The following is a 13,122-nucleotide window of genomic DNA, read 5'->3' on the forward strand; positions in this document are numbered from 1 at the left end:
CCAGCCCATGACTTGAATCGCAAACAACAAAAAGCCCGATCACTCGGGCTTTTTGTTGCCGCTCAGCCGCTGATTATTTCGACGGCAGGGCGTAGGCGATCAGCGAGTCGCCCATCTTCGTGCCAAACGAGCCATGCCCGCCGGCCATGATCACAATGTACTGCTTGCCATTGCTCTCATAGGTCATCGGGGTGGCTTGACCGCCCGCTGGCAAGCGTGCTTCCCAGAGCAGGTCGCCGTTGGTGACGTTGAAGGCGCGCAGGTAGTTGTCCTGCGTACCGGCGATGAACATCAGGTTGCCGGCCGTGGAGATCGGACCACCCAGCATTGGCACGCCGATTTTCAGCGGCGGCAGCTGGATGCCCTTCAGGCTGTCGCGGATGGTGCCGATGCGTTTGCGCCAGACCACGTCGTGGGTCTTCATGTCCACGCCGGCCACATAGCCCCACGCCGGCTCTTTGCACGGCAGGCCGAGTGGCGACAGGAAGGCATTGATTTCGACGCCGTAAGGCACGCCATACTGAGGCTGAATGCCCATTTCGGTACCGCTGCCGGTGGCACCTTCTTTAGGCCACAGCGGGTTGTTCGGGCCACGGGGAATCAGTTTGGACACGAACGGCAGCGCCATCGGGTTCATCAGCGCGACCTGACGGTCAGCGTTCACCGAGATACCACCCCATTCGAAGACACCCAAGTTACCCGGGAACACCAGCGTCCCTTGCTCGGATGGCGGCGTGTACTGGCCGTTGTAGGACAGCTGCTTGAAGATCACGCGACAGACCAGCTGGTCAAACATCGTCGCACCCCACATCTCCTTGTCGGACAGGGTTTGAACGGACGTCAGATTGAGGTCCGAGCGGGGCTGGGTCGGACTGACCCGATCGCCTGGCGCCGCTTCACCGGCAGGCACCTGCATTTCATGGACGGGCACGATCGGCTTGCCATCGCGACGGTCCAGCACGAACAGGTTGCCGGCCTTGGTCGGCACGTACACCGCAGGGACGGCTTCGCCGCTGCCGGTTTTCACGTCAGCCAGGGTAGGCTGGGCCGGTACGTCCATGTCCCACAAGTCGTGGTGCGTGGTCTGGAAGCTCCACACCAGTTTGCCGGTGGAACCGTTCATCGCGACGATCGAACTGGCGTAACGCTCCATCACCGGGGTGCGGTTGCCGCCCCAGATGTCGGGCGTCGGATTGCCGGTTGGCACGTAGACCACGTCGGTTTTCGCGTCATAGGCCAGCGGAGCCCAAGCGTTCGGCGAGTTGTTGACCAGGGTTTTGCCGTCGCCCGGTATTGCATTCGGGTCTTCGGCACCGGTGTCGAAGATCCACTTCAGCGCGCCGGTGTTGACGTCGTAGCCACGGATCGCGCCGGACGGCTCGTGCACCGACAGGTTATCGGTCACCGAGCCACCGATGATCACGGTGGTGCCGGTCACGACAGGCGGGGAGGTGGGTTCGAGGCCGCCCGGATACGGGTAGGGCTGCAAGTGCAGCAGGTCCAGCTCGCCGTTTTTGGCGAAGTCGGCACAGGGTGCGCCTGTGTCGGCGTTGATGGCGAACAGGCGACCGTCGTTGACCGGCAGGAACACCTTGCGCGGGCAGCTGGTGGCGACCGGTTGGGTGCCTTCCAGGCTTTTCGCAAACTGAGTGGTGTCAGCCTGATCGAAGTAGGCGACGCCACGGCAGGTCAAGTGCTGGAAGGACGGATCGGATTTGAGCTTGGGATCGAATCTCCACTTCTCTTTACCGGTGGCCGGGTCCAGCGCCACCAGGATCTGGTGGGTGGTGCAGATGTACATGTTGTCGCCAACCTTGATCGGCGTCAGCTCGTTGGTGGTCTCGCCGGAGTCATTGGCGGTTTTCGATTCGCCGCTGTTGAAGGTCCAGGCCACCTGAAGGTCTTTGACGTTGCCATCGTTGATCTGAGTCAGCGGGGAATAACGCGTGCCCGACTGCGTGCGGCCGTAAGCAGGCCAGTCGCCGTTGGCGATGCCTTCGACAGGCTGATGCTGCGCGGGTTGCGCCGTCGCCATGCTGCCGTTGATTTCCTGCGGGTCGTTGAAGATGGAATACACCATCACCACGATCGCCAGGGCCAATGTCGCGGATAAAAAGGTTTTGCCCGGCTTCAGACGCTCCGGAATGTCACGGGTGACCCCCGGGATCAGCAGCCACAGACCCAACACCCCGAGGATGTCGAAACGCGGTACCAGCGCCCAGAAATCCGTGCCGGCTTCCCACAGGCCCCAGACCACGGTGATCAGCATCAGCGCGCCGTAGAGCCACAGCGATGCAGCGGAACGTCGCCACAACAGGACGGCGAATACCAGCAGCGCGACGCCCAGGAACAGATAATAAAAAGAGCCGCCCAATGAGAGCAGCCAGATACCGCCAACCACCAGAAACAGAGCAAAGATGCCTGCAATGATGGAAGTAAAACGCCTCAGCCCTGAAGCTTTTGATAAGTCATTCATCGATGTTCCCCCTTGGGATGTAGTGCATGGACTGTGCGCCGTATAGGGGGTTCAACTCCGGGACCTGGAGTCTGGATAAAATTTTCAGCGCCACTGACCATCCACTCTTTCGAAGCATAGGCCGTGTTTGCAATCTGATCACGGGGGAAAAGCATTCAGATGGCGAACGGGGCGGCGTTGGGCGAGATCGGCTCACGATGACGAGGGCGGAAAGGCGGCTACAGAGTGCGCTGGAGTGGGGCCAGGCCATGCACGCGCCGGTGCATCCCATCGCTCAAAGTTGCGGGGGTTGTGGGGGCAGACTAGAGTCGGAAACAGCCCTACCTAACTTTGTTACCGCAGGCGCATGAACGAGTGAAGTCTTTGCACTTCCATCAAGCCTGCGAGTCAATAACAAGCTGGAAGTAAGTTCGCTATGCATAAACGTTTTAGCAGAGCGCGAACCACACTCACGCTATTATGTGCGGCGTTTGTGTTGTGCGCGTCTGGCTGCACTGGCACCGCCAGTAATACCAAAACAACCGGACCGTCGTTAGTGGATTACACCTCCGTGAGCGCGTCTTCCCCACCCGAGAACCTTACCGGACTCTGGGCCGGCCCCCATGCCGGCGGCACGTTCTACGTGGAAATCTTCGACGACGGCGACCTGCGCACCTGCTTGAGCGCTCCGCCTTATTACCACGCGATGGACGGAAAATACGCCGATGAGGCGCTGTATCTGGAAGACGGCACCCGCATCGAATTTCAGCCGGTGGGGGCACGGCAGATCACCATTTATTCCCCTCCCGGCAGGCCGGTCACCACGCTGGAACGCAGCTCACCGGGTCACTCCGCCAGCCAGTGTCTGGCAGGTGCCGCTGACGTCCAGCGCAAACTGTCCCACTGGGCTTCGCATTAGCGGCAGGGTTCGATAATTGAGGCAGTGCGCGGGTATCATGCACGGCTCGAACCCACCGCCCGACCCCGGATTCAGAATCACAATGCCCAGCCCCACGTTTACCGTCATGCGCCTCGACGCCACGCCGCCGGAATCGATCAAGAGCCAGATCATGCAGATGGTGATCGACTACGTCACCGAGCTCAGCATGGTCGCCATCGCCCCGAGCAATCCGTTGTACCCGCTGTATCAATACGGCGTCGGCCATGAGGTGCATCAGTACGTGCAGGCGATGGACGGATCGCGGGGGATTGCGGTGGAATTGATCGTGGCGCTGGATGCCGAGGACCCTTCGGTCGTCATCGGCTTCTTGCTCTATCTGCCGGTTCAACAGGACCCGCAGGCGTGCGCCGTGGCGTACATGGCAGTGCAGACGGCGCGCCGTCGTCAGGGCGTGGCGCGGGCCATGCTGGAGAAAATGACCGAACGCTATCCCCACGCCGAGCTGGCGTGCTTCGTTGCGAAAGTGCCGGTGTTCGAGGCGCTGGGCTTTCAGGTGCTGGGAGCACGCGGGCCGCAGGTGCTGATGAACACCCGCGACCAGCAAACCGACGGCTTGTTGGCCGTGCTGGACATCGCACCGATCTACAACTCGCTGGAAGTGCGGCAGATCCACAGCTATCTGTTGAAGCAGCACGGCAAGCGTGCGATGACCGATGCGGAAAAACAGCGTGATCGACACATTGACCAACTGACCCGGCAGGCGCGCCTGTTCGTCAACGGACTGCTGGGCGAGTCAGGCGCGCAGGCCTTCATCGGCCCGCAGCTTGTTTGACGCCCGAATCAGCGAACGGCCTCGTTGAGGTCGATTCCGCGCGAGTCCTTGCTCCACATTTCCAGCAGGAAATCCCGCTCGGCGTGATGCAGCGTGCGTTCCATCGCCAAGTGCCGCGCGAGGACCTGATGCACTTCGCGGCCCTCCATGGGGCAGCCTTCGATGGGGTGCAGCCAGTGGCACGCCAGCACCGCGCCATCGGGCGTCAGGCTTTCACGAATGCGCTCGATGATCTCGCCAAAGGCATCCGGCGTCAGGTAGTAGGCCCATTCGCTGATCACCACCAGATCGAATTGCCCTACAGGCCAGTCCTGGGGCAGACAACCTTCCAGCACTTGCACATGGGCGTGCGCACTCAGGCGATCGCGGGCCAGGGTGACGGCCCGGGGGCTGAGGTCCATGCACAACAATGCGTCGCACCGTTCGGCCAGGCGCAGGCTCAATTCGCCATTGGCGCAGCCCGGCTCGAAGATGCGCGCGTAGCGCTGACGCGGCAGGGCAGCAAGGGTCAGATCGCGTTTGCGATGCTCGTACCAACGCGTGCGAAAGGCCCAAGGGTCGTCACTGCTGGCGAACAGTTTGTCGAAATACTCACCTGTGATGCTCACAGAAACACCAGTTCGAAGGGTTGCAGCAGACGCTCCAGCGTTTGCGGGTTCAGCACCGCGGGCGCGCCGGTGCTCGGGTCGTTTTCCAGCTGACTCAAGTGAGCACCGATGGCGTCGCGCTTGCGCCGCAGTTGCTCATCGCTGAGCCAGAATTTGCGGGCCTGTTCCCAAGGGATGCGCGGGTCATTCGGTTCCGCCCAATGCCAGGCCCACACCGGAATTTCCACCAGTGTCGCGCCGGTGTTGGCCACCGCCTGGGCCGCGCAATGGCCGACGGCTTCGTGGTCGCAGTGGCCGTCGTGGCGCCAGGTGGTCAGCAACACATCCGAGGGACGCAGGTCTTCGCTGAGCAGCGCAATCAATGACTCGGCATGCTCCGCAACCTGACCATCGCCCATGCCGAGCCGTTGCCAAGACAACCTCGACACGTCCAGGCCCAGGTGCGCGACGGCTTGCTGGCTTTCCCGCCGACGCTCGGTGCGCAGGCGTTGCATGGGCCACAGCGGCGAGTGCGGATGGCTGCCTTCGCCGTCGGTGACGGCAACCAGGTGCACATCGTTCTGCCGCTGGGCCATCGCTGCGAGCAGTCCGCCGCAGGTCAGCACCTCGTCGTCGGGATGCGGCGCGAGCACGATCAGGCGGGAGCCGGGTGGAACCAGTTCTTCCAGGGTGATCGGGCACACACCGCGCAACGCCACGCTGTTCTCCCAGGCGCTCAACGGTGTCCCGCTGACGCCGAATGGCTGTGCTTCGTTCATAGGGACCAATCCTCGGGTTCGACCGTGGCGACTCGCTGGCCCAGATGCGCCAGGTCACGCTCGGCGTGGCTTTGTCGGATAAACACCTGGAGGTCGGCGGCCAGCCGCGCAAAGTGCGGATCGCGGCAGAACGGTGTTGCGCCCAGCGCCCGGCCGACATGTCGGCACACCTGTTCAACCGCCATCTCGACCTGCGCCCGCAGGCGCTGCACCCTCAGGCTCGCGTCGTCCTGCGGATGGGCGTCGATCCATGACGCGCATTCGCGCAAGGCCGCCGCCGCGCCACACAGCGCTGCATCGACGCTGCCCAGATGGGCGTCGGCGTGGGGTTCTGGCCGTCCGTGGTGTCGGTGCGCGCGCAAGCTTTTCGCCAGCGCCACTGCCGCGCCGTACCAGGCGGCAGCGATCCCGGCGCCGCCTTGCCAGAACCCTGGCCGGGTCAGATAGTCGCCGCTATTGCCCACGCATATGCCGACCGCGCCGTCGAAGTGCACGTCGCCGCTGGCGGTGCCGGCCATGCCCACGGCCTGCCAGGTCTCGCTGCTGAAGCGCACGCCCGGCTGCTTCAGATCGACGGCCACCAGTTGCGGCGCCTCATCGCTGGCCCAGGCGGTGAGCAGGGCGTAATCCAGCTGTTGGGCGCCGGAGCACCAGGCCTTGCGGCCGTTGAGGCGGACCTTGTCGCCGTGGCGCTGGCTGACGCCGACCTTGGCGTCGGGCGGCTCGGCGGCCCACACGCCCCAGATGCCGGGTGCTTCGAAAGGCGCGGCGCCAAGCTCTTTCAGAATGGCAAGGGCGTCGGTATGGCCCTCGTAGAGTTTGAGCAGCGCCAGATCGAGGCCCGCCACGGTTGCCAATTGCCGCCAGCGTTCGAGGGTGCGACCGCTGCCGGGCAACGGCAGTTGATCGAGTCCGCTGTCGAGGCAGCGCTGCATGGCGTGCCGCAGGGGCGCGTCGGGCACGTGGGGATTGTCACGGTGGGCGAAATCCGCCAGCAGTGATTCAAGTCCTTGTGCATCGTCCCGCATGGCTGACTGTCTCCGACCCGTTGACGCCGACGCGAGGTGCGCGGGCTTTTGCCTGGCGCGCTTGCGCGGCCTGCTGATGGAATTCGGCAGCGCCAGCGGGGCGGGGTTCAAACATTTCTTCTGCCGGCCGGTTCTGTTGCCTCTGGCAGGGAGCACGTAAGAGGGCGGTGATCGGCGCCTTGCAGTCAGGTGCGCGGTTTTGTCGCAGTGGGCGTTTCCCGACCCATGGGCGTCAAGGCGTGCAGCGTCGTCGGATGGCCTGCGTAAAATCCGCTCGTAACCTATTCAAGCCGGTTTTGCGCGACACTGTCGCGCACTTGTTTTTTTCGCTTCGTCCCTCGCTGCTGCAGTGCGACTGCCAATCAACGCCTGCGCCCGGCGAGGTGGACGAAAAAAGGGTTGGCGTTGGCGCCAGCCGCTGCTTTCGAGAGTTCGCCAGATGAATGAATTTCTGACCCGCCGTCAGGTGGTCACCGGCATGGGCCTTTTGGGGCTGGGCCTACTGGCCGGCTGTGACGGTTCGACCACTGCGCTGGATTTCAAGTACGGCAAAGATCTGAGCAACAAGATCATGGGCCGGACCTTCAAGTTGACCGACACCGACGGTGAGGTCAAAACCCTGTCGAGTTATCGCGGGTTGATGCCGATGGTGTTTTTCGGCTTCACCCAGTGCCCGGCGGTGTGCCCCACGGCGCTGGCCCGCGCTGCGCAGATCAAAAAGATGATGGGCGAGGACGGCAAGACGCTGCAGGTTATCTTCATCACCGTCGACCCCGAGCGCGACACGCCGCAGATTCTCGACGCCTACGTCAAACAGTTCGATCCGACGTTCGTTGCCCTGCGCGGCACGCTGGAAGAGACCGCCCACGTCGCCAAAGAATTCGGCGTGTTCTACGAAAAGGTCCCGGCGGGGAACACCTACACCATGTCCCACACCGCCACCAGCTTCGTGTTCGACTCCCGGGGTAACCTGCGCCTGGGGCTGTCGCCTTCGCTTTCCGCCAAGCAATGCGCGGAAGATTTGCTCACTGTCATGGAAGTCTGCTGATGAATGCTTTGTTGAATGCTGTTTCGCGCTCGTTGCTTGTCTCTCTGTTGGCCGGCGTCAGCCTGAGTGCGGTTGCGCAGACGCGGGTCGAGGATCCGTGGGTGCGTGCAACGGTGGCCGGGCAGCCTTCCTCCGGTGCCTTCATGCGCATCACCGCCGACACCGACAGCACGCTGCTCAGCGTCAGCTCGCCGGTGGCCAAAGATGTGCAGATCCACGAGATGAGCATGACCAACGACGTCATGCGCATGGGCCCGGTCGACGCCGTGCCGCTGCCCGCGGGCGAGACCGTGGCGCTGGACCTCGATGGCTACCACGTCATGCTCATGGGGCTGACGGGCCAGATCAAAGAGGGCGACCAGGTGCCACTGACCCTGACCGTGAAGAATGCAAAGGGCGAGACCGAAGTCGTCAATGTCAGCGCCCCGGCCCGCGCCGTTATGGACATGAGCCATGATCACGGGATGGCCCATTAAGCAGGAGCGCGTATTCCGGCAGGACCGGCTTCAGCCGGGAAAGCGTCAGGCGCCACACCGCAGAATTGATGGTGTTCGAACCGGCGTCTTCCCGGCTAAAGCCGGTCCCACAAATAGAATGCGTTCTCCTGTTGGACACGCTTCAATCCCCAAACGCCCCCAGCAGCAACACCACGTTCAGCACGATGATCAATAGCGCGATGCCCCAGGCCAGGGTCGTCAGAATGGGCCCGGTCACGAAATCGCCCATCAGCTTGCGGTCCGACACGAAGCGCACCAGCGGCACGATGGCGAAGGGCAGTTGCATCGACAGGATGACCTGACTCAGTACCAGCAATTTAGCCGTGCCCTGAGCCCCATAGATGCTGGTCACCACAATCACCGGAATGATCGCCAGCCCACGGGTCAGCAGGCGGCGGATCCAGCCCGGCAGGCGCATACGCAGAAAGCCTTCCATGACGATCTGCCCGGCCAGGGTCGCCGTGACCGTGGAGTTGATCCCCGACGCCAGCAACGCCACGCCGAACAGCATCGACGCCATGCCCACGCCCAGCATCGGCGAGAGCAAGTGGTAGGCCTGTTCGATTTCCACTACGTCGGTTTTGCCGGCCTTGTGAAACACCGTCGCTGCTGTAATGAGAATCGCCGCGTTGACGAACAGCGCCAGGGTCAGCGCGATGGTGCTGTCGGTCACTGCCCAGCGCAGGCCGATGCGCCGGCCTTCATCCGTGCGCGGATAGGCGCGGGTCTGCACGATGGAGGAGTGCAGGTACAAGTTGTGCGGCATCACCGTCGCGCCAATGATGCCGATTGCCAGATACAGCGCCTCGGGATTGGTGACCACCTCGGCCTTGGGAATGAAACCGGCGAACAGCTCCGCCAGATCAGGCTGGGCCAGCACCATCTGGATCGCGAAGCAGCCGAAGATGACCAGCAGCAGTGCGATGACAAACGCCTCGAGCGCCCGAAACCCGCGGCCCATGAGCAGAAAAATAAGGAACACATCGACCGCCGAAATCACCGCGCCCCAGATCAGCGGAATGCCGAACAACAGGTTCAGCGCAATGGCGGTGCCGATCACCTCGGCCAGGTCGCAGGCGATGATCGCAATCTCGCAGGCAATCCACAGGGCGATGCACACCGGCTTGCTGCAACGTTCGCGGCAGGCCCGCGCCAGATCCCAACCGGTGACGATCCCAAGACGCGCGGACAGCGCTTGCAACACGATCGCCATCAGATTCGACAGCAAGATAACCGACAGCAGCAGGTAACCAAATTTCGAACCGCCGGCGATGTCAGTCGCCCAATTGCCCGGATCCATGTAGCCCACGGCGACCATATAGCCGGGGCCGGTGAACGCGAGCAGCCGCTTGAACCAGTTGCCGCTCTTGGGCATGGCGACACTGGCGCTGGGCATGCCCCCGCCGAGTGTGTCGTCGCCGGGGCGGGCAGGGTGGTCGATAGGCGGCATTAAGGATTCCGTCGTTGGACGCTGAGTGATCAAAGGTGGCGACAGGCAGGGTCTGCTGTGCGGTTTTGGCGAGTACGCCCGGCAACCATCAGCTCGACAGCGACGCCGCTGCCAGTGAGTTTAGATAATCCCCAAAGCCTTCCTTGCACCGGTAGTCCTTTCGTGCGCTGGTGGTGACGCTGTTCGCGGAAATCCACGCGATGGACGCACCGATGCGTTGCAGATCGGCAACCAGATGCACGTCTTCATGGGCCGCCAGCGCCTTGAAACCGCCGGCCCGCTGATACGCATCGGCGCTGACGCCCAGGTTCGCGCCATGAATGTGCCGATGGTCATCCACCGGGCGGTACAGCGCGTCATAGCGTTGGCGCACATGCTCGGGATGGCCGGACCAGTCGTCGACCTCGACGATGCCGCACACCGCATCCACATTCAGGCTGACCTGATGCGCCAGCCACGCATAGGGCACGACGCTGTCGGCGTCGGTGAACGCCAGCCAGCGCGCGCCACGCTCGAGCATCAGCTTTGCGCCTTCTGCCCGGGTCATGCCAACGTTGCGGTAGGCGCATGCGTGGGTCCTCACGCCATGAGCGGCTGCAAGCCCGGCCGAGGCATCGGAGCAGTCGTCGAGCATGATGAGGATTTCCACAGGCTCGCCGTGGAGGTCTTCGTGAACGGAGGATGCGGTCAGCGACTTGATGCAGTCGTCCAGGAAATCTTCTTCATTGTGCGCGGGGACAATAATTCCAATCATCGAAGTGTCTCGTCTCGGCACCTGCGCTGATCGCGGCGTCCTTCGATGTCGACCGAAGCGAGGGAAATTTGGTTTCAAGTATTTTCGTTTACGAAGACCACCAACTCGCCTGGCAGCGTTGAGGCATATCCCAAACGCAACGACGCCGCTGAATAGCGGCGTCGATGGTTTTGCGTTATGGCGAGACCCCACGGCGTGGGAATCAGGGTTCAGCCCGCCAGCAGTGCCTTGGCGATGGCCTCGTTGAACGCTGGCAGATCGTCCGGGGTGCGGGAGGTGATCAGGGTCCAGCCGTTGGCCGGGCATTCCTTGACCTCGGCATCAACCCAATTGGCCGCGCCGGCATTGACCAGGTCAGTGCGCACACTTGGGTAAGAGGTCAGGGTTTTGCCTTTGATCACGCCGGCATCGATCAGCAGCCATGGGCCGTGGCAGATCGACGCGACGGTCTTGCCGGCGTCGGCGAATGCTTTGACCAGCTTCTGGGCATCGCTGTCCTGGCGCAGGGTGTCGGCGTTGACCGTGCCGCCGGGGATGACCAGTGCATCGAAATCATTGGCAGACAGGCCGGCCAGCTTGGTGTCGGAGGTCACGACGGCGTCTTTGTCGGTGTCGTTCAGGAACAGTTGCGCAGTGCCGCCTTCGATGGAGGCATGGGTCACTGCAGCACCCTGACCCTTCAACGCTTCCAGCGGCTTGAGCAGTTCGTCGCGCTCGATGCCGGTGTTGGACGTAATGATCAAAACCTTCTTGCCGTTCAGTTGATTGCTCATGTTTTCGCTTTCCTCTGAAATAAAAAGTGCTGAACTGCGCCCACTATCAGCGGGCGGTGTCACTTTCAGAGGGAAACGGAAAAGCGAAAGTTCAGCCCGATTGCGTGGCCGGGCTGAAGGTCGATGGCGACGACTAAGGCTGAGCCCCCGGATTTGGGGCGCCGGGATCACCGCCGTGCGACGAAACGGCGCAGCGTGATCAAACCGTTGTCACAGGCATTCGCGGACCGCTTTTTCCAATGCATTGCGGCCAAAGGCCGACGACAGAGGGGCGCGCTGGTACAGGAAAACCCGGGTATTGGGGTTGCCTTTGTAGACCTCGAGAATTTCATCGGAGGCGATCTTGCCGGAGATCAGCAGTTTGTAGTGACCCTTGCTCTCGGTCATGGTCGTGCCCGGCTTGATCTGCTGCCACTTGGGGTAGATGCACTTGGCATAGTCAGACGGCGTCTTGGCGGTATCGAAATTGAATGACGGGTTGTTCGGCGTAGAGCTGCAACCGCCCAGCACTACGGCGATGGCGCAGCCCAGTAACGAATACGGTGATAAACGGCGCATCAATTCATCCTGAATTAGAAAACGAAAACAATTCGATCGGGTCGATGGGCGCCTATGTTGACCAGCAACCGTGCAAATGAAAAGCGCACGCTTTGAAATATTTCACCGCGGGTTAAAGCCTGGCTTGCGCTGCCGTCACCGAGCTTCTGGACGAGTCATCCTGATCAATGGGTTCGCTCAGTCGAGCGCTGCTTATTGCTCGATCGGTTTGCATATTGCTCGATTGATGAATAGAGTGAGCGAAAACGAGCGCTCACTTAAGCATGTGCCCGTTCGTTACTGCCTGAATGACGGAGAACACATGTCACACGACGAACTGCAACGGGCTGCCCGGTCAGTCCTGATGCCCGCGATTGCCGGCCTGGCGCTGGACGAACCTGTGCGCCGCCATTTACACGCTGGCGGCGTGTCGGTCCTGCTGGGTGAGACGCGTGATGAGTACCTGGCCCGAAACATGAGTTTCGAGCGCCGCCGGGAAGAAACCGATGCGCAGTTTTCCGCGATCGCCAGGGAGGCGGCACTGTGTGCGGCGGCGCCGGTGCTGATCGCCGTGGATCAGGAGCTCGGCGGCATCCAGCGCTTGCACGGTCTGGTGCCCGGTATGCCGAGCTCGACCGAACTGACCCACATGAGCACCGCCGACATCGAGTCGCGCTGTTATGAGATGGCCAGTTCGGCCAGGGTCATGGGCATCAATCTGTTCCTGGCGCCGATTGTGGACGTGGTCAGCGGGGTCAACCCCTGGCTGCACCAGCGCAACCTCGGGCCCGATGCCGCCGAAGTGGCGCGCATTGCCTGCGCGTTCATTCGGGGTGTGCAGCGTGCCGGCGTGATTGCGACGGCCAAACACTTTCCGGGTCATTACCAGGTCGAGCACGACCCGGCGGTGGCGCGGGCTACTGTGCCCGACAACGCCGCCGCGCTCAGCGACGGGCTGGAGGTGTTCAGGCAGGTCATTGCCGCACGCGTTGGCGCAATCATGCCCGGGCCTGCGGTGTTCCCGGCGCTGGATCCGCAGCAGTCTGCCAGCACTTCAGCGGCGGTCATCGGCCTGCTAAGTGATGCGTTGGGTTTTGAAGGGCTGATCGTGTCCGACGACCTCGACGCCGTTTCCATCCTGCGCGGCAACAGCATCGCCGACACCGCCGTCGCCGCCCTGAATGCCGGTGCGCACCTGTTGCTCCTGTCGGCGGAGGCGGGGCTTGACGACATCTCGCGCGCCATCGTCGATGCCGTAAACAATGGAGGACTGGATGCGCAAACCCTGCTTGCCGCCGCGCGCACAGTTCGCGCCCACGCCCAAACGTCAAGAGCCCAAGTGGACTCAGGCCTGTACGTCTCCTACCCGGTCTCAGGCGGTCATCTCACCCGCCGAGTCATGATCTGAACACCCGCTGTTGCTGCCGACCACGTGCAGCTTGCAGCTCATCGCTCACCCTATTTGTACTCGCGGCCCGCGC

Annotated in this window: 13 protein-coding genes; 5 read left to right on the top strand and 8 right to left on the bottom strand. The window is 62.5% G+C overall.

Features of this window, described 5'->3' with window-relative positions; all coding sequences use genetic code 11:
- Positions 1-73: 73 nt before the first annotated feature.
- Entirely contained in the window at positions 74-2,476 is a 2,403-nt protein-coding gene (locus ACYASU_RS06370) for a glucose/quinate/shikimate family membrane-bound PQQ-dependent dehydrogenase (RefSeq protein WP_463582308.1), read from the bottom strand.
- Between the two features lie 550 nt (positions 2,477-3,026).
- Between ACYASU_RS06370 and ACYASU_RS06375 the strand changes: the two genes are divergently transcribed.
- Entirely contained in the window at positions 3,027-3,374 is a 348-nt protein-coding gene (locus tag ACYASU_RS06375; RefSeq protein WP_463582309.1) for a hypothetical protein, read from the top strand.
- Positions 3,375-3,456: 82 nt separating this feature from the next.
- Entirely contained in the window at positions 3,457-4,188 is a 732-nt protein-coding gene (locus ACYASU_RS06380; RefSeq protein WP_463582310.1) for a GNAT family N-acetyltransferase, read from the top strand.
- Positions 4,189-4,196: 8 nt separating this feature from the next.
- Here the strand turns inward: ACYASU_RS06380 and ACYASU_RS06385 are convergent, their stop codons facing one another.
- From ACYASU_RS06385 to ACYASU_RS06395, 3 genes are read right to left on the bottom strand one after another with little or no spacing between them, the layout of a single operon-like run.
- Positions 4,197-4,796: an SAM-dependent methyltransferase gene (locus ACYASU_RS06385; RefSeq protein ID WP_463582311.1), complete on the bottom strand. Its 600-nt coding sequence runs from the start codon at positions 4,794-4,796 to the stop codon at positions 4,197-4,199.
- Entirely contained in the window at positions 4,793-5,554 is a 762-nt protein-coding gene (locus ACYASU_RS06390) for a PIG-L deacetylase family protein (protein WP_463582312.1), read from the bottom strand. Before ACYASU_RS06390 ends, ACYASU_RS06385 begins: the two co-directional genes overlap by 4 nt.
- The gene (locus ACYASU_RS06395) at positions 5,551-6,582 is read right to left on the bottom strand and encodes an acyl-CoA dehydrogenase family protein (RefSeq protein WP_463582313.1); all 1,032 of its coding nucleotides are present in this window, start codon (positions 6,580-6,582) and stop codon (positions 5,551-5,553) included. The genes ACYASU_RS06390 and ACYASU_RS06395 overlap by 4 nt, the downstream gene beginning before the upstream one ends.
- A gap of 439 nt (positions 6,583-7,021) precedes the next feature.
- Here ACYASU_RS06395 and ACYASU_RS06400 point away from each other — a divergent pair, with 439 nt between their 5' ends.
- Both ACYASU_RS06400 and ACYASU_RS06405 read left to right on the top strand, forming a co-directional pair.
- Entirely contained in the window at positions 7,022-7,630 is a 609-nt protein-coding gene (locus tag ACYASU_RS06400) for an SCO family protein (protein ID WP_192172142.1), read from the top strand.
- Positions 7,630-8,106: a copper chaperone PCu(A)C gene (locus tag ACYASU_RS06405; RefSeq protein WP_463582314.1), complete on the top strand. Its 477-nt coding sequence runs from the start codon at positions 7,630-7,632 to the stop codon at positions 8,104-8,106. Before ACYASU_RS06400 ends, ACYASU_RS06405 begins: the two co-directional genes overlap by 1 nt.
- A gap of 142 nt (positions 8,107-8,248) precedes the next feature.
- Here the strand turns inward: ACYASU_RS06405 and ACYASU_RS06410 are convergent, their stop codons facing one another.
- From ACYASU_RS06410 to ACYASU_RS06425, 4 genes are all read right to left on the bottom strand, one after another.
- Entirely contained in the window at positions 8,249-9,523 is a 1,275-nt protein-coding gene (locus tag ACYASU_RS06410) for an Nramp family divalent metal transporter (protein ID WP_346629938.1), read from the bottom strand.
- Positions 9,524-9,665: 142 nt separating this feature from the next.
- Positions 9,666-10,331: a glycosyltransferase family 2 protein gene (locus tag ACYASU_RS06415; RefSeq protein WP_463582315.1), complete on the bottom strand. Its 666-nt coding sequence runs from the start codon at positions 10,329-10,331 to the stop codon at positions 9,666-9,668.
- Positions 10,332-10,540: 209 nt separating this feature from the next.
- Entirely contained in the window at positions 10,541-11,104 is a 564-nt protein-coding gene (locus tag ACYASU_RS06420) for a type 1 glutamine amidotransferase domain-containing protein (protein WP_192172138.1), read from the bottom strand.
- Positions 11,105-11,314: 210 nt separating this feature from the next.
- Positions 11,315-11,662, bottom strand: coding sequence for a hypothetical protein (locus ACYASU_RS06425; protein ID WP_463582316.1), 348 nt, complete (start codon positions 11,660-11,662; stop codon positions 11,315-11,317).
- Between the two features lie 301 nt (positions 11,663-11,963).
- Here ACYASU_RS06425 and ACYASU_RS06430 point away from each other — a divergent pair, with 301 nt between their 5' ends.
- On the top strand, positions 11,964-13,049 hold the full coding sequence (locus tag ACYASU_RS06430; protein ID WP_463582317.1) for a glycoside hydrolase family 3 N-terminal domain-containing protein: 1,086 nt from the start codon (positions 11,964-11,966) through the stop codon (positions 13,047-13,049).
- The last annotated feature ends 73 nt before the right edge of the window (positions 13,050-13,122 follow it).

The organism is Pseudomonas sp. HP_12, assembly GCF_055283955.1.

What these genes read in the sequence shown, in the direction of transcription:
- ACYASU_RS06410 (WP_346629938.1), bottom strand. Translation starts at nt 9,523, where the DNA reads ATGCCCAGCGCCAGTGTCGCCATGCCCAAGAGCGGCAACTGGTTCAAG.
- ACYASU_RS06425 (WP_463582316.1), bottom strand. Translation starts at nt 11,662, where the DNA reads ATGCGCCGTTTATCACCGTATTCGTTACTGGGCTGCGCCATCGCCGTA.
- ACYASU_RS06430 (WP_463582317.1), top strand. Translation starts at nt 11,964, where the DNA reads ATGTCACACGACGAACTGCAACGGGCTGCCCGGTCAGTCCTGATGCCC.
- ACYASU_RS06390 (WP_463582312.1), bottom strand. Translation starts at nt 5,554, where the DNA reads ATGAACGAAGCACAGCCATTCGGCGTCAGCGGGACACCGTTGAGCGCC.
- ACYASU_RS06405 (WP_463582314.1), top strand. Translation starts at nt 7,630, where the DNA reads ATGAATGCTTTGTTGAATGCTGTTTCGCGCTCGTTGCTTGTCTCTCTG.
- ACYASU_RS06400 (WP_192172142.1), top strand. Translation starts at nt 7,022, where the DNA reads ATGAATGAATTTCTGACCCGCCGTCAGGTGGTCACCGGCATGGGCCTT.
- ACYASU_RS06370 (WP_463582308.1), bottom strand. Translation starts at nt 2,476, where the DNA reads ATGAATGACTTATCAAAAGCTTCAGGGCTGAGGCGTTTTACTTCCATC.
- ACYASU_RS06415 (WP_463582315.1), bottom strand. Translation starts at nt 10,331, where the DNA reads ATGATTGGAATTATTGTCCCCGCGCACAATGAAGAAGATTTCCTGGAC.
- ACYASU_RS06420 (WP_192172138.1), bottom strand. Translation starts at nt 11,104, where the DNA reads ATGAGCAATCAACTGAACGGCAAGAAGGTTTTGATCATTACGTCCAAC.
- ACYASU_RS06380 (WP_463582310.1), top strand. Translation starts at nt 3,457, where the DNA reads ATGCCCAGCCCCACGTTTACCGTCATGCGCCTCGACGCCACGCCGCCG.
- ACYASU_RS06395 (WP_463582313.1), bottom strand. Translation starts at nt 6,582, where the DNA reads ATGCGGGACGATGCACAAGGACTTGAATCACTGCTGGCGGATTTCGCC.